The 24366-nt window shown below is 58.3% G+C and carries 30 protein-coding genes and 1 pseudogene; 6 read left to right on the forward strand and 25 right to left on the reverse strand.

Annotated elements, in window-relative coordinates; genetic code table 11:
* Nucleotides 1–40: 40 nt before the first annotated feature.
* A complete protein-coding gene (locus AB8A50_RS14720; RefSeq protein ID WP_093756926.1) occupies nucleotides 41–781 on the forward strand; it encodes a response regulator transcription factor in 741 nt (246 codons plus the stop codon).
* Here AB8A50_RS14720 and AB8A50_RS14725 read toward each other — a convergent pair.
* Entirely contained in the window at nucleotides 778–3471 is a 2694-nt protein-coding gene (locus tag AB8A50_RS14725) for an ATP-binding protein (protein ID WP_439078156.1), read from the reverse strand. The two genes, AB8A50_RS14720 and AB8A50_RS14725, sit on opposite strands and share 4 nt — an antisense overlap.
* Nucleotides 3468–4496 carry an ABC transporter substrate-binding protein gene (locus AB8A50_RS14730; RefSeq protein WP_439078158.1) on the reverse strand — a complete coding sequence of 343 codons (1029 nt, stop codon included), beginning with the start codon at nucleotides 4494–4496 and terminating at the stop codon, nucleotides 3468–3470. The genes AB8A50_RS14725 and AB8A50_RS14730 overlap by 4 nt, the downstream gene beginning before the upstream one ends.
* 362 nt (nucleotides 4497–4858) lie before the next feature.
* Between AB8A50_RS14730 and AB8A50_RS14735 the strand changes: the two genes are divergently transcribed.
* A complete protein-coding gene (locus AB8A50_RS14735) occupies nucleotides 4859–5179 on the forward strand; it encodes a hypothetical protein (protein ID WP_184511600.1) in 321 nt (106 codons plus the stop codon).
* 200 nt (nucleotides 5180–5379) lie between these two features.
* Here the strand turns inward: AB8A50_RS14735 and AB8A50_RS14740 are convergent, their stop codons facing one another.
* The 5 genes and pseudogenes from AB8A50_RS14740 to AB8A50_RS14760 form a co-directional block, all read right to left on the reverse strand.
* Entirely contained in the window at nucleotides 5380–5697 is a 318-nt protein-coding gene (locus AB8A50_RS14740) for a hypothetical protein (RefSeq protein WP_439078160.1), read from the reverse strand.
* Between the two features lie 46 nt (nucleotides 5698–5743).
* Nucleotides 5744–6673, reverse strand: coding sequence for an efflux RND transporter periplasmic adaptor subunit (locus AB8A50_RS14745; RefSeq protein ID WP_439078162.1), 930 nt, complete (start codon nucleotides 6671–6673; stop codon nucleotides 5744–5746).
* Between the two features lie 27 nt (nucleotides 6674–6700).
* A complete protein-coding gene (locus AB8A50_RS14750; RefSeq protein WP_439078164.1) occupies nucleotides 6701–7732 on the reverse strand; it encodes a DUF1254 domain-containing protein in 1032 nt (343 codons plus the stop codon).
* A gap of 63 nt (nucleotides 7733–7795) precedes the next feature.
* Nucleotides 7796–8848, reverse strand: a complete 1053-nt coding sequence (locus AB8A50_RS14755; RefSeq protein WP_439078166.1) for a SphA family protein — start codon at nucleotides 8846–8848, stop codon at nucleotides 7796–7798.
* Between the two features lie 107 nt (nucleotides 8849–8955).
* Nucleotides 8956–9185, reverse strand: a pseudogene (locus AB8A50_RS14760) (SUMF1/EgtB/PvdO family nonheme iron enzyme); the annotation flags it as partial.
* 224 nt (nucleotides 9186–9409) lie between these two features.
* On the opposite strand from AB8A50_RS14760, the gene AB8A50_RS14765 reads away from it, so the two are divergent.
* Complete coding sequence (locus tag AB8A50_RS14765) at nucleotides 9410–10171, forward strand: IS5 family transposase (protein WP_439078168.1); 762 nt, start codon at nucleotides 9410–9412, stop codon at nucleotides 10169–10171.
* Nucleotides 10172–10426: 255 nt separating this feature from the next.
* Here AB8A50_RS14765 and AB8A50_RS14770 read toward each other — a convergent pair whose 3' ends face one another.
* The 9 genes from AB8A50_RS14770 to AB8A50_RS14810 form a co-directional block, all read right to left on the reverse strand.
* The gene (locus tag AB8A50_RS14770) at nucleotides 10427–10693 is read right to left on the reverse strand and encodes a helix-turn-helix domain-containing protein (RefSeq protein WP_199712138.1); all 267 of its coding nucleotides are present in this window, start codon (nucleotides 10691–10693) and stop codon (nucleotides 10427–10429) included.
* Nucleotides 10694–11167: 474 nt separating this feature from the next.
* Nucleotides 11168–11344 (reverse strand): hypothetical protein, encoded by a 177-nt coding sequence (locus AB8A50_RS14775; RefSeq protein WP_172980498.1) that lies wholly within the window; start codon nucleotides 11342–11344, stop codon nucleotides 11168–11170.
* Between the two features lie 57 nt (nucleotides 11345–11401).
* Nucleotides 11402–11623: a hypothetical protein gene (locus AB8A50_RS14780; RefSeq protein ID WP_184511603.1), complete on the reverse strand. Its 222-nt coding sequence runs from the start codon at nucleotides 11621–11623 to the stop codon at nucleotides 11402–11404.
* A complete protein-coding gene (locus AB8A50_RS14785; protein ID WP_158596886.1) occupies nucleotides 11623–11781 on the reverse strand; it encodes a hypothetical protein in 159 nt (52 codons plus the stop codon). The genes AB8A50_RS14780 and AB8A50_RS14785 overlap by 1 nt, the downstream gene beginning before the upstream one ends.
* A gap of 71 nt (nucleotides 11782–11852) precedes the next feature.
* On the reverse strand, nucleotides 11853–12026 hold the full coding sequence (locus AB8A50_RS14790) for a DUF3606 domain-containing protein (protein WP_439078170.1): 174 nt from the start codon (nucleotides 12024–12026) through the stop codon (nucleotides 11853–11855).
* 413 nt (nucleotides 12027–12439) lie between these two features.
* On the reverse strand, nucleotides 12440–12634 hold the full coding sequence (locus AB8A50_RS14795) for a hypothetical protein (protein WP_147421763.1): 195 nt from the start codon (nucleotides 12632–12634) through the stop codon (nucleotides 12440–12442).
* Nucleotides 12635–13038: 404 nt separating this feature from the next.
* Nucleotides 13039–13542, reverse strand: coding sequence for a YciE/YciF ferroxidase family protein (locus AB8A50_RS14800; protein WP_120293195.1), 504 nt, complete (start codon nucleotides 13540–13542; stop codon nucleotides 13039–13041).
* A gap of 193 nt (nucleotides 13543–13735) precedes the next feature.
* The gene (locus AB8A50_RS14805; RefSeq protein ID WP_141137210.1) at nucleotides 13736–13948 is read right to left on the reverse strand and encodes a hypothetical protein; all 213 of its coding nucleotides are present in this window, start codon (nucleotides 13946–13948) and stop codon (nucleotides 13736–13738) included.
* Nucleotides 13949–14047: 99 nt separating this feature from the next.
* A complete protein-coding gene (locus AB8A50_RS14810; RefSeq protein WP_147421762.1) occupies nucleotides 14048–14323 on the reverse strand; it encodes a hypothetical protein in 276 nt (91 codons plus the stop codon).
* Nucleotides 14324–14749: 426 nt separating this feature from the next.
* Here AB8A50_RS14810 and AB8A50_RS14815 point away from each other — a divergent pair, with 426 nt between their 5' ends.
* On the forward strand, nucleotides 14750–14929 hold the full coding sequence (locus tag AB8A50_RS14815) for a hypothetical protein (protein ID WP_093760758.1): 180 nt from the start codon (nucleotides 14750–14752) through the stop codon (nucleotides 14927–14929).
* A gap of 352 nt (nucleotides 14930–15281) precedes the next feature.
* Here the strand turns inward: AB8A50_RS14815 and AB8A50_RS14820 are convergent, their stop codons facing one another.
* Nucleotides 15282–15410: a hypothetical protein gene (locus tag AB8A50_RS14820; protein ID WP_439078172.1), complete on the reverse strand. Its 129-nt coding sequence runs from the start codon at nucleotides 15408–15410 to the stop codon at nucleotides 15282–15284.
* A 202-nt stretch (nucleotides 15411–15612) separates the two neighbouring features.
* Here AB8A50_RS14820 and AB8A50_RS14825 point away from each other — a divergent pair, with 202 nt between their 5' ends.
* Entirely contained in the window at nucleotides 15613–16323 is a 711-nt protein-coding gene (locus AB8A50_RS14825; RefSeq protein ID WP_120293187.1) for an outer membrane beta-barrel protein, read from the forward strand.
* Between the two features lie 248 nt (nucleotides 16324–16571).
* Here the strand turns inward: AB8A50_RS14825 and AB8A50_RS14830 are convergent, their stop codons facing one another.
* The 5 genes from AB8A50_RS14830 to AB8A50_RS14850 all read right to left on the reverse strand — a co-directional run bounded on the left by AB8A50_RS14830 (nucleotide 16572) and on the right by AB8A50_RS14850 (nucleotide 20977).
* On the reverse strand, nucleotides 16572–17297 hold the full coding sequence (locus AB8A50_RS14830; protein ID WP_120293185.1) for a Crp/Fnr family transcriptional regulator: 726 nt from the start codon (nucleotides 17295–17297) through the stop codon (nucleotides 16572–16574).
* Between the two features lie 988 nt (nucleotides 17298–18285).
* The gene (locus AB8A50_RS14835) at nucleotides 18286–18489 is read right to left on the reverse strand and encodes a CsbD family protein (protein ID WP_068738686.1); all 204 of its coding nucleotides are present in this window, start codon (nucleotides 18487–18489) and stop codon (nucleotides 18286–18288) included.
* A gap of 650 nt (nucleotides 18490–19139) precedes the next feature.
* A complete protein-coding gene (locus tag AB8A50_RS14840) occupies nucleotides 19140–19301 on the reverse strand; it encodes a hypothetical protein (protein ID WP_184511611.1) in 162 nt (53 codons plus the stop codon).
* 15 nt (nucleotides 19302–19316) lie between these two features.
* Nucleotides 19317–19568, reverse strand: coding sequence for a hypothetical protein (locus AB8A50_RS14845; protein ID WP_184511612.1), 252 nt, complete (start codon nucleotides 19566–19568; stop codon nucleotides 19317–19319).
* Between the two features lie 572 nt (nucleotides 19569–20140).
* The gene (locus AB8A50_RS14850; protein WP_120293181.1) at nucleotides 20141–20977 is read right to left on the reverse strand and encodes a hypothetical protein; all 837 of its coding nucleotides are present in this window, start codon (nucleotides 20975–20977) and stop codon (nucleotides 20141–20143) included.
* A 482-nt stretch (nucleotides 20978–21459) separates the two neighbouring features.
* Between AB8A50_RS14850 and AB8A50_RS14855 the strand changes: the two genes are divergently transcribed.
* The gene (locus tag AB8A50_RS14855; RefSeq protein ID WP_199712142.1) at nucleotides 21460–21870 is read left to right on the forward strand and encodes a DUF2177 family protein; all 411 of its coding nucleotides are present in this window, start codon (nucleotides 21460–21462) and stop codon (nucleotides 21868–21870) included.
* 5 nt (nucleotides 21871–21875) lie between these two features.
* Here AB8A50_RS14855 and AB8A50_RS14860 read toward each other — a convergent pair whose 3' ends face one another.
* Genes AB8A50_RS14860 through AB8A50_RS14870 form a run of 3 tightly spaced genes read right to left on the reverse strand, consistent with a single transcriptional unit; the run spans nucleotide 21876 to nucleotide 24307 of the window.
* Nucleotides 21876–22445 (reverse strand): hypothetical protein, encoded by a 570-nt coding sequence (locus tag AB8A50_RS14860; RefSeq protein ID WP_120293179.1) that lies wholly within the window; start codon nucleotides 22443–22445, stop codon nucleotides 21876–21878.
* A 3-nt stretch (nucleotides 22446–22448) separates the two neighbouring features.
* On the reverse strand, nucleotides 22449–23477 hold the full coding sequence (locus AB8A50_RS14865) for an SAM-dependent methyltransferase (RefSeq protein WP_120293177.1): 1029 nt from the start codon (nucleotides 23475–23477) through the stop codon (nucleotides 22449–22451).
* Complete coding sequence (locus AB8A50_RS14870; RefSeq protein WP_120293175.1) at nucleotides 23477–24307, reverse strand: DUF1295 domain-containing protein; 831 nt, start codon at nucleotides 24305–24307, stop codon at nucleotides 23477–23479. Before AB8A50_RS14870 ends, AB8A50_RS14865 begins: the two co-directional genes overlap by 1 nt.
* Between the last annotated feature and the right edge of the window lie 59 nt (nucleotides 24308–24366).

A 24366-nucleotide genomic window follows, 5' to 3' on the forward strand; every position in this document is an offset into this window, starting at 1 on the left:
TCGGTCAGATGCCATTCCATTGATACGGCAGGAGCACAAGATGTCGGCGCCGGTCCCTTCATTTAACCGAGATTCGCAGCGCCGCGACCGGCTCCTGATCGTCGAGGACGACCCCGTGACGCGGGCCATGCTGGCCGGTTACTTCACCGATCACAACTTTGACGTCGCCGAAGCGGCAAATTGCGCTGAGTGCCGTCAGAAGATCAGGAAGAACGGCGCCGAGCTCGTTTTCATCGACGTTCAGCTTCCGGACGGCGATGGGTTCGAACTCGCGAGAGAGATCCAGAGCGTAAGCCAGGCCGGCATCATATTCGTCACGCGCCGCGATACCGAAGTTGATCGGATCCTTGGCCTCGAGGTGGCTGGCGATCACTACGTCACGAAGCCGATTAACCTGCGCGACCTGCTCGCGCGCGCTCGCTCGGTCCTCAGGCGCCGCGCGATCGAGCGTGACGCCGCGACCGCCGGCACCACGATCGTCTTCGGACGCTGGATCATCGATCTCGTGCGACGCGAACTGTCCACGCTCGGCGGCGAGCTGGTGCATCTCACGCGCGCCGAATTTGATCTGCTCGCAGCGCTGGTCGGCGCCGACGGAAGGCCGCTCAGCCGGGAGTATCTGATCGAAGTCGTCAGCAATCGGCAGACCGATGTCGATATACGTACCGTCGACGCCCTCGTTGCCAGACTCCGACGCAAACTCGCCAGCGGCAGCAACCAGCCCCTGATCACGACCGTGACGGGCATAGGTTACAAACTCATGCTCGAATCAAAGCGCTAGGCCTGTTCGGACTCTCGCAACCGTTCATTGAGCGCAGCGATAGATTCACGGCAGGTTGCCTCCAGCTGGACGGCAACAGCTTCAAGCGCATCTGCCGGCAATCGCGCCGCATCAGCCTCGATCCCGTTGCATTGGAAGAACAGACGTTCGAGACCGAGCGCACTGGCCGCACTGCCGATCCGATGCGCCAGGCGTTGCATGTGATGCCGATCCCCCATGCTGGCCGCTTCCACCATGCTCCGCGTCAGCGGAAGGCAGGTGTCAAGGAAGATGGTGCGCAGACCACGCAACCGGGGCACCCCTAGCAGTTCTTCCTGATCGTTAAAGAAATCGTCATCGATGAGAGAACCAGCGGTTAGCTCGGACGCACCAACCGGGGCGCCTGGCAGATCGTCGACACCCGCCTGCAAGGCTGATTGCAGCGCCTGTAGCGTGATCGGCTTGCCGACGCGCGCGCGGATGCCATTGGCAGTGAGCCGTCCCTGTGTGCGATCCGACAAGTCGGCTGTCAGTGCGATAATCCGTGGCGATCGATCAAGCTGCAGTTTCCGAATGAGCCTGGCCGTGGCAATGCCGTCCATCTCCGGCATATGCACATCCATGAGTACGACGTCGAAGGCACCTGAGCGAACGAGCTCCAGAGCCATGGCCCCACTCGATGCTACGACTGGCTCGTGACCGAGACGAACAAGGAGGGCATGCCCCACGTCGCGATTGACCGGATCGTCATCGACGAGCAGCACGGACAGCTTCGTCGCCGGAGGTCTCGTCTCGACAACGGCCGGCACCAGTTGCGCCCGATCGAGGGGAATGGACAGAGTAAACGTGCTTCCCTTGCCGAGTTCGCTGCGGACCGAGAGATTGCCGGCCATCAGCCGCGCCAACCGGCGGGAAATGGCGAGGCCAAGCCCCGTCCCGCCGAACCGACGCTCGATATCGCTGTCAGCCTGCACGAAGTCTTCGAAGATGCGCTCCTGAATATCCGGCGCGATTCCGATACCCGTATCCGTAACCGACAGATGGAGCATGCCGGGAGCATCCAGTGTATCGAATGCGAGATCGACCTGGACGCTACCTCGCGCGGTGAATTTGACAGCGTTGCCGAGTAAATTGAGCACCAATCGATTCAGCTTGATCGGGTCGCCGGCGACATCCGCGGCCACATCGCCTCGCATCGACAGGCTCAACGTCAATCCCTTCGCCTCCGCCTCCTCCCTCAACAGATCCAGATCTGCTTCGATCAGTTGATCCAGGCGAAAACTGCGGAATTCGAGCTTGTCGGCGCCTGCTTCGAGGCGGGCATAGTCGAGAATCGATTCGATCAGTGCGAGCAGGGTATCGCCCGAGACCTTGGCGGCCGTGAGCAAGCGGATCTGACGCTCGTCCAGGCGGCTATTATCGAGCAATTGCAGCACGCCTATCACGCCGTTGAGTGGAGTCCGCAGTTCATGGCTGACCACGGCGAGGAAGCGCGACTTGGTTTCATTGGCCAGTTCGGCCGCCTGTCGCGCGTGATGCGCTTCTGCCCGTTCCTCGATCGCTTGATCGCGCGCCTGTGCAAGTTCGGTCGTCCGCGCCGCAACCCGTCCTTCGAGGGTCAGGTATGACTCCCGCAGGCGCTCTGCCATCTGGTTGAATTGCTCGCCCAGGGTCTGCAGTTCGTCACCCGTCCGAATGACGAGTCTCTGATCGAGATCACCACTTCCGATGCGTTCAGCGCCTTCCGTCAGCGCACGAATGGGATCTGCCATACGGCGGCTGAGCAACAGCGCCGCGAGAAACGCACAGAATAGCGAGACAAGCAGCAGCAGTGCCGAATTGAGCATCGACGCGTAAAGCGACGCATAGGCTTCGTGAGTTGGCAGTTCGACGAACACCTTCCAGCCGATCGGCGCGATGGATGTGTGAACGGACAGAACGCGTTTCCCCGCGAGATCGGTGACGACGGAACCTGCGTCACTGTCGGCGTTACCGGCGAGAGCGGACGCAACCTGCGGAAGCCCCGACAGATCGGTGTTCTTCAGCACAAGGCGGAGATCGGGATGGGCTATCAGGCGCCCCCTCGTATCGACGACGAAGGCATTCCCCTCATTGCCAACCTTAATCTGCGAGACGAGATCCCACATGAAGCGCAGATTGACATCGGCGATAATCACGCCGCCATCCGCGCCGCTCACGGCAACCGTGATATAGGGCTCGGTCTCGCGGAAAAAGAAGATCGGCCCATAGTAGATGCCGCGCGCCTTCGCATCGACAAATGCGGGAGACTGCGAAAGATCCGTATTGCTGCGGACCATGTCACGCACATAGCGCGATACCCGCAATTGCTCGCGACCTTGCGGATCGAGCTGAGCGATCTCGGAGATCGCCGGCGTCAGGCGTAGCAGACGAATGCCGGTGACGCGCATCTCTTCTGGCGGAAGCATCTGTAGCGAGAGCTGGGACAACCAGACGAGCTGCCGCTCGATCTCCTTGAGAAACTGATCGATCTTGTCCGCCGCGGCACCGGCCTGCTCGCGTTGCACGGCGATCAGCAGGCGTTGCTGCTCGCGATAGGAGAATATCGCATCGATCACATTGTTGGCGATCAGCGCTGCCGAAACGACCACCAGAAAGGAAACGAGATACTTGCGGAACAGACCGCCGCGTACCGGTGGTCGTGTATCGCGATCGGCGCCGATCGCGCTCATTCGATGATCTTGTCCGCGCGGGCCAGCAGCACCGGCGGCACCGTCAGGTTCAGTGACTTCGCAGTCTTGAGATTGATGATCAGCTGATAGGTGCGCGGCGATCGCACCGGCAGCTCCGCGGGCTTGGCGCCGCGCAAGATCAGGTCGATATATTCGACCATCGCCTCCACCAGCTCCGAGCGCTCCGACGCCGCCGATTCATACTTGAACCCGTAGGAGACCAGGCCACCTTCGGTCATAAAGAAGTGATAGGAATAGACCGCCGGGACCGCATTTGCCGCGACAGCGGATACGATCGCCTTGCGGTTGAGGACGGTGAACGCATCCGGCGTCACGACAAGCCCGCCGGCCGGTGCACCGCCGAGCCGGGCAATTTGCGCGGATATGTTGTCCGAATCCGAAATCGGAAGCGGGATGATGTCAACGCCGAAAGATGATGCCATCTCCCTCAACGGATCGAGATAGTAGTCGCCATTGCGGGGCGCGGAGAGCGGATTGAAGATCACACCGACGCGCTTGACGCGAGGTGCAAGCTCCAAAAGGATCTCCAGCCATTTGCTGCCCATAGATGGGTGGCTGGTCGTGAAGCCTGTGGCATTTCCCCCCGGGCGCACCAGGCTCTGCACAAATCCACTGCTAACCGGATCCGCGGCCGTCGAGAAGACGAGCGGAATGGTCTGGGTCTCGCTCAGAATGGCTTGGGCGTCGAGCACGCCACCCGTGATGATGAGATCCGGCGTCCGTGCCACGATCTGCTTGGCCATCGCCTTGCGTTGGACCGGATCGTTCAGACACGACAGCGCTTCATACTCGATCACACGCCCATCGACCCATCCAAGCTCGGCAAGTCGGGCCTTCATCGCTGCCAGGCGTGCAACGGTCATAGGCTCGTCATAGGCGGTGCTCAGTAGGAATGAGACGCGCCGCCGCTCGGGCGCCACCTGCGCGACTGCCAGGCGCGGCAGGGCCAAGATCGCAGCAAACGCAAGAACACTTCGTCGATCGAGCGCCATAGTCTTCCGCATGAGGAATTTCCCAGCACAACAGCGAGACGTTCTACCGCGGGGAGCGGACGTCCCACTACTCGCTTTTCTCAAATATCCGAAATGGACGACCTGAGCGAGAACGGTCAAAGCGCTCGCCGCCCGACGGGAGAGGGCCTAGACGGTCAAACTCGGCAAGCGTGCCGTGCGATTACGGGAATTACATTGCTCGCTGGCTTTGCCAGCACCATCGGCTGGCCCGGGACCTTTGGTGCCCAGGGGCGGCTCCGCATTGCAAAGCTATAATATTGACAAGACACATGATTTTTTTGGTTGATCCGAGACGCTACCAACGTCGATACCAACAATTTGCGAATGTTGACTGAGTTTTGCCGGGACAACGAATGCCCGGCCGCCAGCGGGCGGATATCGTCGACCAGCACCACCGGCAGGCAGACTACGGCACCATTCCCGATATGGGTAGGGCGTTGCTTTTCGATGAGACCGATCACCTGGGAGCGTGCTTCGCCAAAAACCGCTTCGATATGGATAGCAGCGAACAGTTAAAGGAGGCCGATCAGGTCACTTGGGACGGCTTCAGTAACAAGGTGGACCAGCACTTCGAAGGGGAGGCGTGGCGCCCCCCGATCACCGCCGCGTCCAGTAGCGCTCGTGGCATACTCGAAGCGTTGGACAGGCTCAGACCCACCAACTGGCTTCGGTAGGATAGCATACTTCGCAGCTTCGGACACGACGGGCCTGTGAACATTGCCCGATATCTTGATCAACTAGGGCGTGTACTCATAAATTGAGGTTCGGAGCGCTCGAACTATTTCCGCTATCCGGCGTATTGCAGACTGCATCCGGAATTCGCCTTAGATGCGTCAATTGCAATAACGGACGTACTTTCATTCCCGCGTTCAATTCAATGTTTCAGCCGCAATTCTATGACCTGGATTGCCAGCAAATCGGTGTAGCGACGTTCCATCGTTTCAACCCAATCGTCCGCAAAGTGTGCCCCGCTTTCCTGTGACAGTGCTTGCCAGGCCGCTTGCTTCTCGTCACGACAGGACAATATTGCCAGGCGTGAGACCACCAGAGCGGGTTCTGTAGTTTTTGCGTATCGTGTCGCTGAGGCGTCGGCGCAGGTCCGCCACTTCCTGACTGCGATTTTTGATTCCTCTTCTGCTGTCGCGGCAAAAGAGACGAGGCATACGATAGCAGCAAGCATAAGTTTGTACATTCGTTTGCTCCTCAGATTGATCGGAAATGTCCATTCCTTGCAAAGTCTAGAGATAAAGCGCCAAGGCTCTACCGTAGAGCAGCACCCAACCAAAGAAATCAAAGGGTGCAGAATTTGCTGCATAGGCGGTCGCGGTGCCGGACATCCCGGGCCGCAGCGCCGCCGCATCGATCTCCTTGGGCCGATCGATCAGCGCGGGGTACTCGGCCGTCATCGGGAGCGACGTTACGCGGGTGAGTTCTCCTGACGAGGCAATCTGCCCCTCACCGACGCCGCTGACGATCTCGCCGATGGTCGAGGTGTAGAGATGGCCGGGATTGTTCGAGAGCGCGAACTGGACCCGCGCCCCCGGCCGGATGGCCTGGTATCCGTTCTGCGAGAAGATGCCGACCAGTTGCACTGCGTCGGCGACGAGGAACGACAGGACCGCCTTCGAGGACGTTGCCCGGTCGCCCTTGCTCAAAGCGAGGTTGGCGACGGAGCCGTCGGCGGGTGCGCTGACAGTCGTCTGCGCGAGGTCGTACTTCGCCTTGTCCAGTTGCGCCTTTAGCTGGTCGACCTCGGACTGGCGCTCCTGCACGTCGAACGCCCGGCCGGCACTGCTGGCCTGGAGATCCTTCATCTGGGAGAGCCGAAGCTCCTGAAATCCGAGCTGGGCCTCGACGAGACGGACCTGGGCTTCGTAGGGAGCCGGGTCGATCCTGAACAGCACCGCCCCGGCCTTCACGGGCGCGTTCGGCTTCACCGAGATCTCCGTGATTTGGCCGGTGACGTTCGGCGTCACCTCGACCACGCGGCTGATCACGACGACCCGGCCGGTGGGTGCCAGGTAGTTCAAACAGCCCGCGAAGAGCGCCGCAATGAACAGCCCTACCAGCACGGTCGCCGTTCCAATCCCCCATCCCCAGCGAAGCCATTTCAGCTTGGCAAAGACGAGCCAGACGATCAGTGCATACACGATCGCGATGATTGCCATGCTGGATCTCCGGTCCCCGGTCTCCCTCTAGCTCGCCGGCTTCATCTCTGGAAACTTCCACGTTCCCTTCAATATCTCGTCGCGCGGCCGGTAGAGTCTCGCGGCGGTATTCCAGCCTTTCATGATCGGCAAGCAGTTCGGGACCTTGCCGTCACAACCGCCGAACTGAATGGTTATCGAGCCGTCAGGGTTTTTCTGTCCGGTGATGTTGTTGATCGAATAGGCGTTGTACGGGTTCTTCTCGAAGTAGCCTTGGCCGTTATAGACGCTGACGGACCAGAAGCCGTTCACCGGGACGTCCTTGACAGTGAGCTTATAGACACCCTCGCCGTCGTTCTTGGGTGGTATGATCGAGACATAGGTTGCGTCCTTGTCAGGATTACCTCCCCAACCCGAGGCGGCTCCGAGTATGAAGCGGATCGGGTCCACGGACTGCTTGGTGCCGAAAGCCCTCTTGTAATCAGGCAGGGTCGCGGCAAGTACCAGCAAGGCCTCGCGCACCTTCTTGTGGCTGTCAGGCTCCCAGTTGGGAATTTCAAATTTGCCCACGTCCTTTTGTCTGATCTTGACGCCGTCCTGCAGGGCCTGGACCTGTTCCACATCCTTGGGGTTGGCAGGATCGACCAGAGTTCGAAGGAAGGTCGCGGCGTAGCGCGTGCCGACCTTCTGCCTGGTTAGTTTGTAGGACCCGGCGCCATATACGACCTCTACCGTGTACTGATCCTCATTGACCACCTGCATCGACATGAAGCGCTTGCCCGAATTAGGCAGCGTGATCGTTACCGGTCCTGCATCGAGGTCGAACACCGCGGTCGAATACAGCGTGTCGCGGTTCATCCGGATCACGGTCTGGTTATCGATCGAGGCCGGCTCGCGGGCATGGTGATACTTGCTCAGTCCGCCGCTTTCCTTGACCAGCTTTGCGAAATAGACGTCGCTCTCGGCGCGGGTGAAATTCTCTACCGTGACCGGAACGGGATTGCCCGTTTGCGACTGCGCGAACGCCTGTCCGGAAAGGCTCAACAAGACGGCTAGTGACAGTCTGGCGTTGGAAATCATCCTGATGGCTCCTGAGGCGTTAAGAACGGATACGGCGAGGATTTCGGCGCGGAATCTTCATGCTTACTTCGTCACCAGATGTTTCGTCGGCGTCACGGCTTTCGGCGCTTCTTCCGAGATCGAGAAGGTCAACCACGTATTCCAACCCGCCGGCCTGTTGGCCTGAGCGAACTCTCCGTAGGCCTTCACGCCGAGAAATCCCTGCATCTCGGCAACGGGGAACACGTATCCGAGCTGGGGGCCGACGCCGAGAACGCGCGATCGGAATCCGCCGAGCACCGTTGGCTGGCCGAAATCGTCCGTCACCTGCTGGTATGCGTATCCGACGACGCCCACGAAAACCTGCTTCGACAGGAACTTCGAGGCGCCCCAGTCGAAGTGGAAATCGATCCCGCTTTGGTACTGCGTATCCGGGTTCTTGAAGTTGTAGGTGACCCCCGCGACCCCCGAAAATTCGATGCCCGCCGCCGGGTTGAAGTAGGTGTAACCGCCACCGAGGTCGATTGCGCCGTGCCCCATGCCTACGTTGGAGAGGCGGCCGGGGTCGTAGTCTCCCACCGGAATGTCGCCGGCGGCGTAGACCATGTAGTTGTGGACGCCGCTATTCCATTTCAGCTTCAGCGTCGGATAGAGGTCGCCGTAGGAGACAAGCGTGTCCTCGAGGAATCCTTGCCTGGTAGTGAAGAGCGGACCGGCCGCAGCCGTCAGTGTGCCGGCGATGCTGGCGCTGCTCCTCCCATAGACGCTTGCCAATGTCGCAGATAGCTGGCCGCCGAACACGGGCGTCGCAAATGTGTAGGTCGGCGCGACGAAGATCAGATCGCCCTGGCCGCTCAGCGACAGGTTCAGGTTGACGTTCACGGTCGGAGAGAACCTGCCGACCTGTGCCTCGCGCGCGGCGGCGGCGGCGCCCGACGCGTCCACGCTGGTGTGGTAGTAGATCGTGCCCAAGGACCAGCCCGGCGTCGAAGGCGTCGCCGCTTGGCTGCCGTACTGGCCGGGAAGCCAGAACGAGAGCCCGCTATCGTCAGCGCGCGATGCCGCAGGAGCGCACGCGAGAGAGACGGTGGTTGCGGCGACGACGATCCGGCTGCATGCCGTTTCATAGAGTTTCATCCGGCCAACCCTTTCGACTTCGACGGAGGCCGACTGGCCCAGAGAGGCACTGCAGCTTCTTCTTCGAGGATCATCGCGCAGCCCGCGCTACTCGCAATAGTCCATAAACGCTGCGTGAACGTGATGTGACCAGTCGCGTTTACGAACTCCTTGAACTGGCGGTTGGTTGCGGGGGGCGGTCGATCCAGAAACCGTCCACCGTCACCCGATGCGTCGGCGCTTCTTCGGGATAGTGGTCGTTGGAGCCCATGCGGAAAGTGCCAGTGGGAATCCAAACCGTGGTTTTGTTCGCATCATCTTGCGATGACCGATGGCTTTGCCCCGTGTCGGCTGGCATCAACGTCATGGCGCACTCTACACTGGCGGGCCTACGGTACGGCGAGTGCGGATAGCATACAACCAGACCGGGTCTTTGTCAGCCCCGATGGTGCGCTTGGGCCATTCGCGTCGTTTTTGACATATCTCCGGCATGTCCGCTGTCCGGCCCATCTCAAACCTGCAATTCGCGTTACGAACACCGATACTGGGATGATTCAAGCTTTCGAACCGGGGCCTCGAATCATGAGATACGAACTCACGGACTTTGAGTGGACTGCCATCAAACCATTCCTTCCGACCAAGCCGCGCGGCGTGCCGAGGGTCAACGACCGACGTGTCCTCAACGGCATCTTCTGGATATTGCGGTCAGGCGCACCATGGCGTGATCTGCCGGATAGCTTTGGGCCCTACACGACCTGCTACAATCGGTTTGTTCGTTGGCGGATGGCTGGCATCTGGGACTTGATTATGGAGGCGCTCGCCGAAACCCATGACAGTTCCATCCAGATGATCGACACTTCCATTGTCCGCGTCCATCAGCACGGCGGCTCCGCGGGAGGAGCCGAAACGAGGTTGATGGGGCGGTCGAGAGGCGGGCTAACGACCAAAATACACGCTTGCGTCGATACCAACGGTATGCCCGTCCGCCTTGAATTGACCACTGGTGAGGCCCACGATAATCGACTCGTCACCGAGCTGTTGTCTGATCTAAAACCAGGCGCGATGTTGCTTGCTGATCGAGGATACGATGCCGACTGGATCAGAGCATTCGCCGGTGAACACGGTGCGTGGGCCTGCATTCCTCCGAAGCGAAATCGCAAAGACCCAATTTGTTTTAGCCCATGTCTGTACCGGGCGCGCAATTTGGTAGAGCGCTTCTTTAACAGGATCAAGCAATGCCGGCGCGTCGCTACCCGGTATGACAAACTCGCCGCAAACTACCTAGCCTTCATAAAGCTCGCAGCCATTCGGATTTGGCTACGCGCTTATGAGTCCACGCCCTAATACCCATCCTGGCCGAGCACCCGCGACGCTGATTTAAAATAGGCGAGAATCGACCTCTACAAATTTGGCTCTGCCGCGCGAACGAAATCCGTAGCGCCTATACCCACGCCGTCGAATTCTGGCAGGAGCGTGTTCGGATGATGCGTTTTTGGGCCGACGCGCTTGACCTGTTGAGGGAGAACGGTCGCGTCCTCAGAGTGAGAGTGTGAAGGAAAACACGAACCGAAATGTAGCCGCGCCACTTAAGTAGCCTCATCACGTCGACATGTTCGCTTTAAGAAGCGACAGAAGTGATTGTACTGCCACAAGTCGCCGACGTCCGACCGTTGTGGTCGCGAGATGTCCCGCTCCTATCAGTTCGTAAAGCTTCGTGCGCCCCAAACCGGTCGCCTCACATGCTTCGTCGATCGTACAGGTGAACCGCTGGGAGAATGCAATCGTCTGCGGTTCAGCAGATTTTGGAAGGCATGGAGTAGCCTGTGGCTGCTGTCCTCCGTTCTTCTCTCGACGTCTGTATCTCACGAAGCCTCCCAATCGCAAAGCGTTCGATGGCGAGAGTTGACCGCGCGACGAGCAACGTCAATGCGAGCAAGCGAGGGCCCTTGCGTACAACAGCGTGCTTCGACGGACTTTTCGAGCATATCCGGACATCAACGGCGGTGAGGTGAATTTTCACTGACCGCATCAGCCACAACAATGAGTCGCGGCGGGCATGGCGGCTGCCATGCTTGCTTACCGAGATCTATGCTATCTCACAGCCTCCTGTGAAGTTGCGGAGGGCTAGTTGTGACCGATACGGTGCAGGGGGCAAACTAAACCTATCGTCGGCAACATCGTGCTTAGCCATAGTCGCAGAACCCGGCAGCTTTCAGTTGGCTCAATGTCCCTCAATTGTGCGATGTAATTTGACGCCTCTGGAGCGACGACCGGTCCCGGAGCGCCTCGTCGTCCTCCCTGAGCTTCTATGTGAGGTCTGGAATCCCTTCACGATGCAGTCTATGCCGAGACGCCATTGTCGAGCAGGCTTTTCTCACCCTTCGGCGTGAGCTGATAAAGGTCGCCGTCCTTCTGGACATAGCCGTCCAGCACCAACTCTTCTGCCTTCGCTGTATCGTCAAAAGCAAAGGCGTTATCGATTTCCCGCAGAACCATCAGTTGATCGTCTGTAAGCATGGGAACCTCCATTTCCCTAGCAACTACGGAACGCGCAGCTTGTTCCCATTTGCGATGTCATGCTGAAGACCTTGTGGCTTCCGCCTCTAACGCACGCTGTCGTTTGCGCGTCTCTCGCGTTGTGGGCAAAGAGATCCCCAATCGATTCGCCTGACGTCTGACGGCCTGCACATTACGTTTCATGGCCGCAGCAATTTTGATCGGCGATGCACCCGCTTCAGCCATGGCTTTAAGTTTTTCACTTTCTTCGGCCGACCAAGGCCGGATTAGTGGCATCATCACTCATACTCCACCAACCGAAGCGGCGTCTTTTCCCTGTGGCGCTCGTAGGCTGCAATCGCCTGGTTCGACAGCAGCAGAGGACTGACGACTCCCTGCCCGATCTGGTACGCGACATGCTTTCCAATAAATTCAAACGCTTCTTGCAGGTCGCGCAAGCGGCCAACCCCCGCCAGGTAATCCAGCGCGATCTTTACAGATTGCTCGTGCAGGGATTCCGTTGACTGGCTCAGGCTGCCAACTCCTTGCGAACTGCGGCGGCTGAGTTGCCGACCTTGGCGACCGTCTTCTGCAGCTTGCCTTTATCCACGCCGAGCTCCTTGGTCCAATACTTGACCTCATGCGCCTCGTGCATGTTGATCTTGCTGCGATCCGGCTGCCCCTTGTTCTTCAGATCGTCCATGGCATCCTCCAGTGTTTGATGCCTAAAGGAACGCATTTCTGACTTTCTTGTTCCGGCGCGGCCAGTGAGGCAGCCGCCGCGGTAGGTCGCCGCGCCTCTTCGCGGTACTGATGCCGGCCTTCTAAAGGGACGAGGTGTCTTTTTGCCGCCGCTTGATCTGCACGAATGAACTTTGGGTTGAGTGGCGGGTTGAGAAATATGCCCAAACGCACACGGACATCGGCCCCTATGGGCCTTCAACCTTCCCAGTCGGAATCCTGCTCGCAGATGATGCCGGCAATGCCGATGGCCGGAAATTCCAAGACCGGCCCATTTCGTCCGATCAAGAAATCGGCGAGCGACAAGGAACGTGCTCACTCTGCGAAAGCGACGCTCCGTAAATCATTGCAGAAGCAGCGAGCTATGCAGCGCGGCTAGCTGTTGCGCTGAAGATCGTTTTGCCGAAGGAACGAGAGGCCATGCACCGTAAGGCGGTGATGATCGGTCTCCCCCTCATTGTGCAGTTGGTCAAGATGCTGGGCAAGCTGCGCGCGGACGCCCGGTGCTTCCGAATGTCCTGAGAGGGCGCCATAAATATCGATGGCGCGGTCGACGGCCGGGATGTTCATGGCGAGCTTTCTGATGGCCACAGCCACCCGTTCACCGTCGCCATGTGCGACAGTTGTCGAAGTCAAGTCCCGCTACTTCCTATCGTTCCGAAATTTCTCAGTTTTCAGTCGGAGCTAGGTGATCTTACCGGATGATGGATCGAGTTGGCATTCAGCCAGTCCTCGTTGTCTGCAGCTGAGATCCAGTAGTGTGCCATCTGTAAAAGCCGGAGAGCTTCAGCCTGGTCCGTGGCTTCTTTTGCCTGTCTCGCTGCATCGGATGCCATCAACCGAAACGACGTACCTTGGCGCATTTTCGCTCTCCATTTCAGCGAAAACATAAGCCACTGTTGCGCTAAAGGTTTCTTCGACGGGTGGGAGGACTTACGTAGTCCGGCTCCAGTGACGGAGCCGGACATTTAGCCTTAGAGATCTTGCTCTGCTTCGACGTTGACGACAGATTTGGCCAGCGCGGTCAACGCAACGTCGGTGGCCTTCTCTTCCTTCAACGTGGCATCGAGAAGCGAGACAGCTTCAGGCATCCCCAGCTCCTTCGCCCAAGTCGCCAGCGTTCCGTAGCGGGAGATCTCATAGTGCTCCACCGCCTGTGCCGCGGCAGCAAGACCGGCATCGAGAGCAGGCATGCCCTTGTATTCGGTCATGATCTCTGCGCCTTCCTTGGTAATACCCATGATGGCTTCACACTTCTTGGCGGTCGGCTTCTTGCCGAATATCTTGAACACGCCTTCGAGCCGCTTGATCTGACCAACGGTCTCCTTCTGATGCTTCAGAAAGGCGGCCTTGAGTTCTTTCGATTGTGCGGCTTTTGCCATCTTCGGCAGCGTGGCGAGAATCTTCTTCTCGGCGAAATAGACATCCTTGAGCGTGTCATGGAAAAGGTCGGCAAGAAGCTTCGGCTTTTTGGCCATGGGAAATTTCCTCCAGTAGCCGGTGAGCTGGGGCGGCTTATCACGCCAGCCCAACAGACCGCTGGAACTTAAGTTCCGATGAGGAGCTGCGCTCTTCTTTCCAAAACGCGATGGCCTCTGTTCAGTTGCCCTTGATAGCGCCCAACGAAAAAGGCCCCCGGGAGGGAGCCTTTTGTTTTGAAGAGCAACGCGTTCAGCGATGGCCGTGGTGGATTCCACGATGCATGTGACCATGACCGCGCTTCACGATAACAACCTTGTTGGCACGATGACCGCGATGGTAGCCGCCGTGATGGCCGCCGCCATGCCGCACCACTACGGTCTGAGCATCAGCCTGTGAAGTAGCGGCAGGAACAGCGATGCCGATGGTAGCGAAGGCAGCGATAGCCAAAAGAACTTTGCGCATTATCTTCTCCTTTGAATGAGCGGAGATTGAATGCGCGACTATAGGGGCCGTTCCGTCGTCTCAGGATAAATTTCCTGAATGATTGTTCAGGAAACGCCGTCAAACCTGCTCTTGCCTGCGCCGTAGCGTCTCCACTGCCGCCATCCCCGCGGACATCATGCCGCCGAACGTGCGCTCACCCGCATTCACGCGCTTCAGTATTTTCTTGGCGACGAAACAGCGGTTCTTGTGGTTGTCCAACTCGCGCGGCAAGACCTCGCACGCTTTGGTAAGGGCTATCTCCATCTCAAGAATTGTTCGCTTGTCGACCATCTGCGCGACCAATGGCGGTGCGCTGGCGACTGGCCGTCCTGCAATTCCATCTTCCATCAACATGACGACCTCCCTTGTTTTCTCCTATATCGTGCATTTGGTGTTTTAGTTCCTTCAATGGGAGCTGCGGTGCTTACGGCAGCTACCGAAATGGGCAACCCGCTGTGACGCGCCGCGCTGCAGCGCACCATCAATTCATTCTGGACCCTGCGATCTACCGTCGCTACGCTTTGCACAAGTTCGCCTCAAGATGCGAGCGCCGATGACAGAGATTACAGGGAGAGACCATTGAACGTTCTTCAGAAGACGAATCGGAATACCCCAGATGAAGCCACTATTATTGCGTGGGGGCTTTTTTGCTTCATCTTGGTATCGGCCATTACCATGATTGGTCTCTACGTTGGTTTTCGGCATTAGATAGTGAAAGCCCCCGTGGACGATCCGGCGGGCTTTTAATTTTTCAACCTCTGCCGGCGACGGCCCCATCAGATGAAATACTGGAGAGACGATTTCGAGCTCAACTGGACGCTCCGCGATATCGGTGGCGGCCGGCTGAAGCTGTCCCCGATCACGGAAGACCAACTCAGCGAACTCCTGGAGATGGGCCTCGTCGAAATCGTGGACGACCAGGTCAAACTGACGGAGGCCGGAAATCGGAAGATCCAGTGAAGCCTTCCTACCGAAGGACGATCTTCTGGTGTTCTGATTTGGCTCACACAGAACAAGGTAGCTTGCGATGAACATTCTCCACATTCACTTGGCCTCGATATGGGCTCGTATTGCCGCCCTGGAGTCCCGAACACCTACCAACGGCTTCCCTCGTTCGCGGGCCTTGTTTGCACCGCTGTCGCCGGCCGCCCGAGGGCGGCAGCGGCTCGCAACACCGTTGCGCCGCTGTCGGCAAGGCTGATCAATCGAGCAATGACTTCTGGAGTCCAGGTCCTGTTAATCGGCGTCTTGCCATGGCTCCACTAGTGGATCTTCTGGTATCCCGTCTCGGTGAGCTTCACTTGATCGTTCACTACCTCACGAGGCCCATCTCCAATAGCTCGCTCAGTTGGTCTTCCGCGATCGGTGACAGCTTCAGCCTGCCGCCGTGGATGTCGCGGAGCGTCCAGTCGAGCTCGAAATCGTCCTTCCAGTTTCTCAAAGAACTCTCGCTTCAAGGGATGGCTACCCTGCAGCGTGGAGACATTGTTATCGGTTATTGCCGCAGTCGACTTAGCATATCGGCTGGTATCGGGGTGAGGTTGTGGTGCGGTAAAAACTCGCGCGTGTGGCGAAACGGTGACAGCTTCGAGATGCGCGTGCACATAGGATTGTGATCACCGAACTTTCACAGGGGAGTCCGCATGAAACAGATTCTGATGGCCGCTGTCATTCTAACCTTGGGCGCAGCTTCGGCTTCTGCCGCCGATCTGGCAGCTCGTCCCTACACTAAAGCCCCGCCCGCTCCGATTCCGGTAGGCTACAACTGGTCGGGCTTCTATCTCGGTGTCATGGGTGGTTACGGCTGGTCGGATCGCGTCAACGTCGGCGGTGTCACGACCACGAGCAGCGACCTGCAGGGCGGCTTCGGCGGCGGCACTATAGGCTATAACTGGCAGACGCCCGGTAGCATTTGGGTCTGGGGTCTTGAAGCAGACGCGGCAGCGTCAGACATCTCATATAGCCAGACCGGCTTGTTCGGCATTTTTCCGGTCACGCTTGAGGATAAGATTCGTTCATTCGGGAGTGTCACCGGTCGCATCGGTGTGACGTCAGGCGCAGCGCTGTTCTACGCCAAGGGCGGTTACGCATGGGCCGATAATCGCTTTTCGATCGCCGGCCTGGGCGGCAGCTTCAGCGAGAGCAAAGTGCTGTCGGGCTGGACCGTCGGCGCTGGCGTGGAATACATGTTCGCCCCCAACTGGTCGCTCAAGGGTGAGTACATGTACGCCGACTATGGCAGCGAACGTTATCTGACTGCATTTGCTCCGGGCGGTCTGGAGCTTGGTGCCACCACCCACACTGTGAAGGGCGGCATCAACTATCACTTCAACTGGGGCGGCTCAAACTTCTAAGTCCCAACACTGAATTCAACAGACCGGGGCCCGGCGAAAGCCGGGCCTTTTCCCTGCCTACGCATAATCTCCGCCAATGCCGGGAAGGCGTTACCGGGATTTGGTCAGAGGCTAGTGTCGGTCAGACCGCGACGACCGCCGAGATGCTAAGAACCGTGATCGCGTTGTGCAGCCTCTCTACAAACTCGACAGCGGTCTTGAGATTGGCATAGGTGCCGCTATTGTGCTGTTCGTTGACATTCGCGATGTCAGAACGGCTCGCGTCGCAGATGCAAGTAGCGAGGATTGAACTCGCCGCAGTCCGCCAGACCCGCCCAATTTCTGATGGTGAGAGACCCGCTCTTGAAGTCGGCAAGATCGGTGTCTCGAAGGTTGGCCAAAGCGCGGTTTACGGTAGCTAGCGACAGCCCGAGAGCCTCTCCCAGCTGATTAAGACCTATCGGCAGAATACACGTATCGTCACGCGTCAAGCCGGAAGCCCGCGATCGGTAGAAGAGTTCGCAGAAGAGATGAGCCATGCGGGCAGGGGCGGACCGCGCGCTATTGTTCGTGATCGCTTCACGGAAGATGGCTGCGTCGATCAGGGTTTCACGCCAGATTGCAGCGCCAACCTTTGGTCTACTATCGAATAACTTCATCAAGTCCCGATGCGGGACCGAGGCGACGACGGCCTTGCCGATCGCGCAGACGGCATGATCCATCACCTCGATGAACAGACACTGTGAATCCGGCATGTCGCCAGCGAGATGAAAGGACAAATACTGGCGTGCGCCGTTCGGCAGGAGATGATAGCGAGCCAGCATTCCTTCGACGACGATTGCGGACACCTTGGGTCGATCGCCTTGCCGAATGAAGTCCTCATGACTATCCAATTCGCGGACAGAGCACGGCAGGCGGCGGACCTCCAAAAGGTCCTCTTGGCTCAGGTGCGAGTGCTCTTTCAGTTTTTTTATAAGGACGACTAGAGGGTCGATTGTAGCCTCCTACGCGGCTGAACCTGTTCGGCTGCGCTCAGCATCCTAGTCATCTTGACGGTGGCTTCAACTCGCTCGAAAGCCAACCCTTGCTGCGCTCCATCGGATCGACCTCGCACCTCGCGCATCTAAACTCCGAATCTCCCTTTTCAGATGACGTCATCTTGCGATTGCACTTTGGGCATTTCGGCGCTGAAGACCCAATAACTGTCATTGGGTTTGCTCGCGAGCGCTGATCTCTCGCCGAACTTCTCGAACACTTGCGAAATGCAGGCCAAGTTCACGAGCACGTTTTTTGACGGAAGCCATTGGTCGCTTCATAGCCGCACATGCTCGTAGGAGCGTAGCCCCCTCTGCATGCAACTGTTTGAGCTTCTCCAAGTCCGCATCTTGCCATGCGCGGGTTATCAGCTGACGCTCATTCATGTCGGTTCCTTCAACGGTTCCTCGGGATGGAACCACAAGCCAGGAGGTGACATCGTCTCATTTGAGACGAATTTACCGAGAGCGGATCTCAATGTTTTTTTGCGGTGCACCTTCGCCGTTTTGGCACCCGGATCCTTGCCACCCACGGCGTCGTCTCCACCATGCTGGCGATGTAATCGCGTCTGGTGCCTTCCATGTCAGACTTCCGAAGTGTCATCGACCGAGGCTCAACGCGCAAGTTGAGGCAGCAGAAGCCTGCGATCGAAGATTGACGTCCTTGGGAGCTAGGCAAGTGCGCGTCGGGCCTGACCGGCTTGTCGATACTGGAGGGTGTTGTCTGGTTGCTCGAACAGCAACGTTAGGGAACATTGCTGCTTAAAGGCCTGGCGGGTAGGTCGCTCTACCGCCGGGCCGACCGAAGCGAGGCTTCTGGGGTCAAGATTCGGTCGCTGTCATCCTGCGTTAACTCCGACCGCAAATCCATCAGCCGTTAGATTGAGGCAACTCGCTCAATCCTGTTCTCGAAAAGCGTGGAACAACTTTGGAGCGAAGTACGTTCTGATTACCAACTCTGACGTCCATACCAGTCGTCGACTTCCTTCGTGGTCTGGTCCTTGGCGTAGCCATAACGCTCTTGAAGACGACCCTCGAGTTGCTCCCGTTTGCCGTTGATGACGTCGAGGTCATCGTCAGTGAGCTTGCCCCACTGCTCCTTGACCTTGCCCTTCATCTGTTTCCAATTTCCTTCGACCCTGTTCCAATCCATTTTTTCTCTCCCTTGTTAGTGGGATGAACGTCGTGATCAGGTCTTTGTTTCCCGTGCGACACTAAGACAGCGCCCGGCAGTCTGAGAAGCGCCCCGAAAATTTTTAGCGTCACCCCTTGACCGAAAGCAGCGAAAATCTACATCGATAATCGCCTTTAAACGAAAGGAGTTAGGAGGCCCAGCATGACAAGCGCTGCCATGTCGATGAATGAAATCCACGCAAATTCTCTACTCGCCAGCACCTTCTCGCACCCGCGGGAGGTTCTTGCCAATCCCTTCTTAGACACGCTGCAAAAGCGATGCATCCTAGCCGTTTGGGCATCGGATGCGTTTACTGTCGAAGGGAAGCCATGGCTACGCCAAATTCCAGGCTCCCATGAGACTGTTAGGATCGGTGATATTCTCGCAGCTCTCCGATCCCTTGATGAGGATGACGGTCCCCCACCGAAGACGTCGCGAATGCCGTTGCCGAAAGCACCCATACGTGTCCGAGCCGTGGGCCAGACCGTAGGAGAGGATCGACGCCGCCGTTTAGCGGACATCCATCCATAAGACGCGAAAACATTTTCGCAAAGAAGCCGCCCGAGCATATTGCTCGGACGGCTCAATCGTCGACCCATCGAAAAGATCGATGCACGTCCGCCGCAACGTCAATGAGTGTCGGTCCTTTTCCACTTTTCAAGGTCCGGCTTTTCCCGGTCCTGAGCAAACTGTTCCTTTTCCGGCACGCCTTTCCAGGGCTTGTCGGTCTGTTTCGTCGGAGCCCAATCTGACTCCGTGCGGGGATCATCTTTGGGATTTTCTTTGCTCATGGTCCCTCCGAAATGCTACTTGCCGGCGCCGATGTTGCCGCCCTTGATGTTGCCCAGCGAGTTGTCCCCTTGCCCCGAATTGCCGCTGTTGCCCTTCAGAGCGGTATTGCCGCCAGTATATGTGCGGCCGGTACCGGTGGTCATGCCTTGACCGGAGGTGACGCCCTGCTGAGTGTGGTGCCGGCGGGACTTTTCGGCGGACGCCGACGACATCGTGGCACCGACGAGGAGAAGCGCTGTAGCGCTGATCGTTATAATCTTTTGCATTGAACCAAAGCCAATCTGTTCATGAAGCCCTTGTCAGTCGAACGTGGCGCTGCCTGACTCGTTCCGCGCCGGGCCCCCACTAACAGCCTCGTGGCAATCCCCGAACCGGCCCGCCAAGCTCTTCTCGTGGCGGTCAGATAAACTAACGAGAAGCGTGCAGGCAAGGTGAGCTACACAAGAAGGCGCGGCCGAAGAGCATCCTGGCCGTGTACAATCGCTTCTTTATCATTCTGGAGATGCAAAACCAGATCGTAGATGCGCCCCCTCGTCAAAGCGTTTACGCGCCTGGCAAAACCAAGATATCGGGCGATCTGATCTTCCAGTCCGATGCACTTGGTACACATATTGCGCTCCCATTTCAGGCTGGAGCTATGCTCTCATCACTGATTATTAGCCAAAATCCGAGCAGCGATGAAGGTCAAGTAATGCGCCCGGCTCTTGTTCCCTGCACTCCTACGCAATGAATAAAGGCCCCGCACCGCGGGGCCTTTATTCATCGAAGCAGCAGGACCAGAATGATCAGCGGCAGTGGAATTCCAAGTAGCCATAGCAGAATAGGCATTGTTCTCTCCTTATCGCGTGCGACGCGCTTTCCAAGTTCCGTCTCGAAGTCCACCGCCCTCGGTCGCCGCCAGGCTCGCAGAAAAGGCGCCAATCAAAAGTGATGCCGTGAGCCAAAAGGCGAGCTGCATTGCAGCCTTTCGAGCATTATCGGCAGCGGCCTTTGCATCATTGGTGACTTCGGTAACGCGCTTGTCAGCATCAGGTTCGCTCAAACCGGTGCGAGCGGCCACGACTTTATTGACGTAAGCGCGATCGGCTGGCTTCAGCTCACCGGCTCGGAGGCTAGAGGCCATTATGCGGGACAGTTCACCGCGCGCGTCAGCACTGTTGCCATCGCCAGATGGTGTCGATGGACGCAATAGTGCGTCGATGAAGCCTTCGACCGGTCCCGCCTGCGCCGCAGACGCCGTCGCACCAGCAGAGACTCCCGACGTCGCGCCGCTTAAAACGGTCGTCGCGGGCGAAGCTAGGAGTACAGCACCGAGCACCGTTGCAAATGCCCATGCCAGAAACCCATGCGCGGTGTCGCGGAAATAGACCTCATCTGCATGAACGCCAATCCAGCGCGACCGCAGACGACCAGCGAGATATCCGCCGATCGACGACGAGATCATGGCGATGACGATCAGATAGATTCCCGTCGTGATTTTGAATGTCGTAGCCGATACGCTGGACGACCAGGGCGACACGACTGACAAACCAAGCCCTGCCCCGAAAGCAATAAGAACGAGTGTCAACGCGAGCGAGACGACGGCACCAGCCGCGACTGCAGCCCACGAGACACCCGCAACCGAAGGCTCGTCTACGCCAGGGGAAGCTGGCTGCACGACAACAGTATCAATCATTCTGAAATTCCCCTTGGAGCGGCTCCGGAATAGATACCGATGCCCACACAATGTGCATTCAATAGTATGGTTCCGCCCGCGAAGGCGAATTCGCCTGTCTTCAGCGATTGCGCAAAGGTGGGCGGACGACGAGCTTGATAGAAAGACGCTAAGCCCCTCGAGCAACGATCAGCCAACTCAAGACGATCGCCCATCATCCAATCCGGTACGGCGACGTTGACGTCGGTACTATCGCTCAGCAGGATTGGGATCCGAACCCGGAGCGGTCTGGCGTCTGGAAATGGCCTTGCGGCTTTTACGCTCAATCCCGACAAATGTTTCAGAGTGGCCCCGGACCTCGACGCAGCACGCGCCGGCTTTGATTCCTTCTACGGGAAATCAATCTGTTTCTGATGTTGGACATTGCCGTCATGCGGCAGAGTGATCCGACCATCTCGCTCGCGCGTAAAATCTTCAGCGTCGACTCGGTAAAGGAAATTACATTGAAAACTTATGGCATCGCCTATGTCGCGACGGGTCTGGTATTTCTCGGAATGGACGCGATCTGGCTTACGCTTGCGTCGCAGCGGCTGTATCGACCGCTGATGGGCGAGATGCTGCTTGATAGCTTCCGGCTGGTACCGGCGATGCTCTTCTATCTGATTTACGTTGCCGGCATCGTGGTGCTCGCCATTGCACCGGCCATTGCCAGCGAGCGTTTGACAACGGCCACGCTCAACGGTGCTTTCCTCGGGTTCGTTGCGTATGCGACCTACGATCTGACCAACCAGGCGACGTTGCGGAACTGGCCGGTGGCGGTGACGATCGCAGATCTATGCTGGGGAACGTTGCTGACGGCCTCTGCCGCAACCATCGGCTTTCTGATCACGCGCGCCTTCACAGCTTCATCCTGACGAGCTTAAGCACGTCGGCTTAACATTTCCGATGCGACAAGTCCGATGAACACGGTGAGGATGCCAGCGCTCATGACGTTCAATCTGAGGAAAGCACGGTATTCTGAGACCGCGTAGAGGTGGACGGGGGCGCCATACGCGCCATCGAGTCCAAGGTAAGCCATTATCGCCAGCCCAACCAGAATGAGGGCGGTCAACCTTTCAGATGGTCGAAAGAAGGTCGCGGCAATCAGCGCACAAGGGATGAGAAAAATCTCCACGCCCGATGCCTGCCCGAACACTTTTGCGCTCAAAACCGTATTGGCGATGCCGGTAAGTGGGAGAAGCGCACGGCCTGCCGTTGGCAATCGCCTAGCCAGTGCGGGTACCGCGAGGAAAAATGGCGTCGACAGGAACGTGAAGAAGGTCGGCCAAATGTGTTCGCTGACGGCCCAATAGACATAGAGCGGATAGAAGGGCTGGTTGGAGGCGACGACAAGCGCGACCAAGTTGCAGGTCGCGACCATCGGATCATCGTGAGCGGCATAAGCGGCAACTCGCCGCCAGATGTTCCGGACTAGAATCACGAACGCCATGCGTTATGCCGGGCGCAGGAGGTAGTGGCTCACACCCCATTCTTCACCGCCGGCATGCCCGAAGAGCCCTGCCGTCGCCAGGTAGAAAAGCCGCCAGCGTTGATGCCAAAGCGCCGCGTCCGGTCCATAGACTCTACTCAGAATGCTATCAATGTGAGGGCGGTTTGCATCGAAGCGAGCCAGCCAGTCGATCGCGGTTTTCTGATAATGAAGGCCGTTCCAGCGCCAGTCTTGTTCAACGGCAAAGCAGTCCGGAAAATGCCGGATAAGGCCATGGCTCGGCATGATTCCGCCAGTGAAGAAATGCTGCCCGATCCAATCGGCATCGTTGTTATGATCGAAGCGATAGGGACTGCGCCTGTGGCTGAAGACGTGAACGAAAACCCGCCCCTGTTGGGGTACAAGCCATGTCTTGATGCGCGCGAGTAAACTCCGCCAGTTGGACATGTGCTCGAACATTTCGACCGACACGACCCGATCGTATGTGCTGTCCGGTTCGAAAGCGTTCATGTCGGCAGTGACGACGCGGATATTTCCCAAACCGCGGGCCACGGCCTCCGCCTCGATGTGAAGCCGTTGCGGGGTCGAATTCGAAACCGCGGTGATATTAGTGCGAGGGAACCGCTCAGCCATGAACAGCGTCAGCGAGCCCCAGCCGCAGCCGAGTTCCAGGAGCGACTGTCCGTCGGCGATACCGGCATGCGCAACCGTTTCCTCAAGCGCCAAGCGCTCGGCATCGGCCAGCGATTCGTGACCCGTCGAATAGAGGCAACAGGAATATTTGCGACGTGGGCCGACCGTAAGGGCAAAGAATTCGGGCGGCAATTCGTAGTGCTGTGCGTTGGCGGCGTTCGCATGTTCTGCGATCGGGTACTCTGCCATGGCGCGCGCGAAATCGCCTTCCTCGCGATCGCTTGCAGCGGCAAGTTTACTTCTCGTGCGCCCGACCAGAAACTCGATGCCCATTCGCGTCATTGGGTCGGGAAGCGGACGGCACTCCGCGACGCGTATCGCCGAGGAAATCAGGCTCATCAAAGGTCTTCTTTGTTGCCGGCGGCGCCAGCGCCGCTCTGCGGGCCGGGCCAGAATGCGTTGACGCGGTGCTGGTATTCTCGGAAGGCCTTGCCGCGCGAGCGCAACATGTGCCCTTCCAGGGGCGGAATGCCGGAGGCGTGGACGAGGAGCCAATACATCAGCAATGGCCCGGCGAAAGCCAGCCACCCCTGCGGATAGGCGCCTGTGAGATCGACCGCGATCACGGCATAAGCCAGCCATCCCAACCATTCAAAAAAATAGTTTGGGTGGCGTGACCTACCCCAAAGCCCGACGTCGCAAACATTTCCCTGGTTTCCGGGGTCTAGGCGAAAGGTGGACAGCTGGCGATCCGCGATCGTTTCCCCGACAACGGCCGCAATCAGGATGGCAATTCCGAGCCAGTCTAGGACCCTCAGGCCAGGAGTCGGATTTTGCGCCGCGATCATGATAGAGAGGACGAGTACCAGCGCAGCCAATGCCTGGATTTGCAGGAACCAGAACAGGTGCGATCTGAAGGCACTTCCCCACTGCTCGCGCAAGTGCCGGTAGCGCGGATCATCACCGCCCCGCGCGGTGCGCGCCACGATGTGGATGCCGAGACGCAGTGCCCACAAGAGCGCCAGCACTGCCACGAGTATCTGACGCGATGAAATTTCCCCCCCGGCGAAAGGGAGAAGAGCGGCGGCAGCGCCGAACACGCCGGTGGCAAACGACCATATCGCGTCGATCCATCCTGACTGGCCGGTTCGAAGCGCGACCAACCATGCTCCCGCCATGGTCAGTGAAAGGAAAATCGCAAGCGCAACGACTGCGATGACCAGTGTCATGCGATTCTGTCCCGTACCGTCCAAACTGGCACAATTTTCGCGACGGCTTTCTCGCAAGG

The organism is Tardiphaga sp. 841_E9_N1_2 (assembly GCF_051811065.1).
Taxonomy (GTDB): Bacteria; Pseudomonadota; Alphaproteobacteria; order Rhizobiales; family Xanthobacteraceae; genus Tardiphaga; species Tardiphaga robiniae.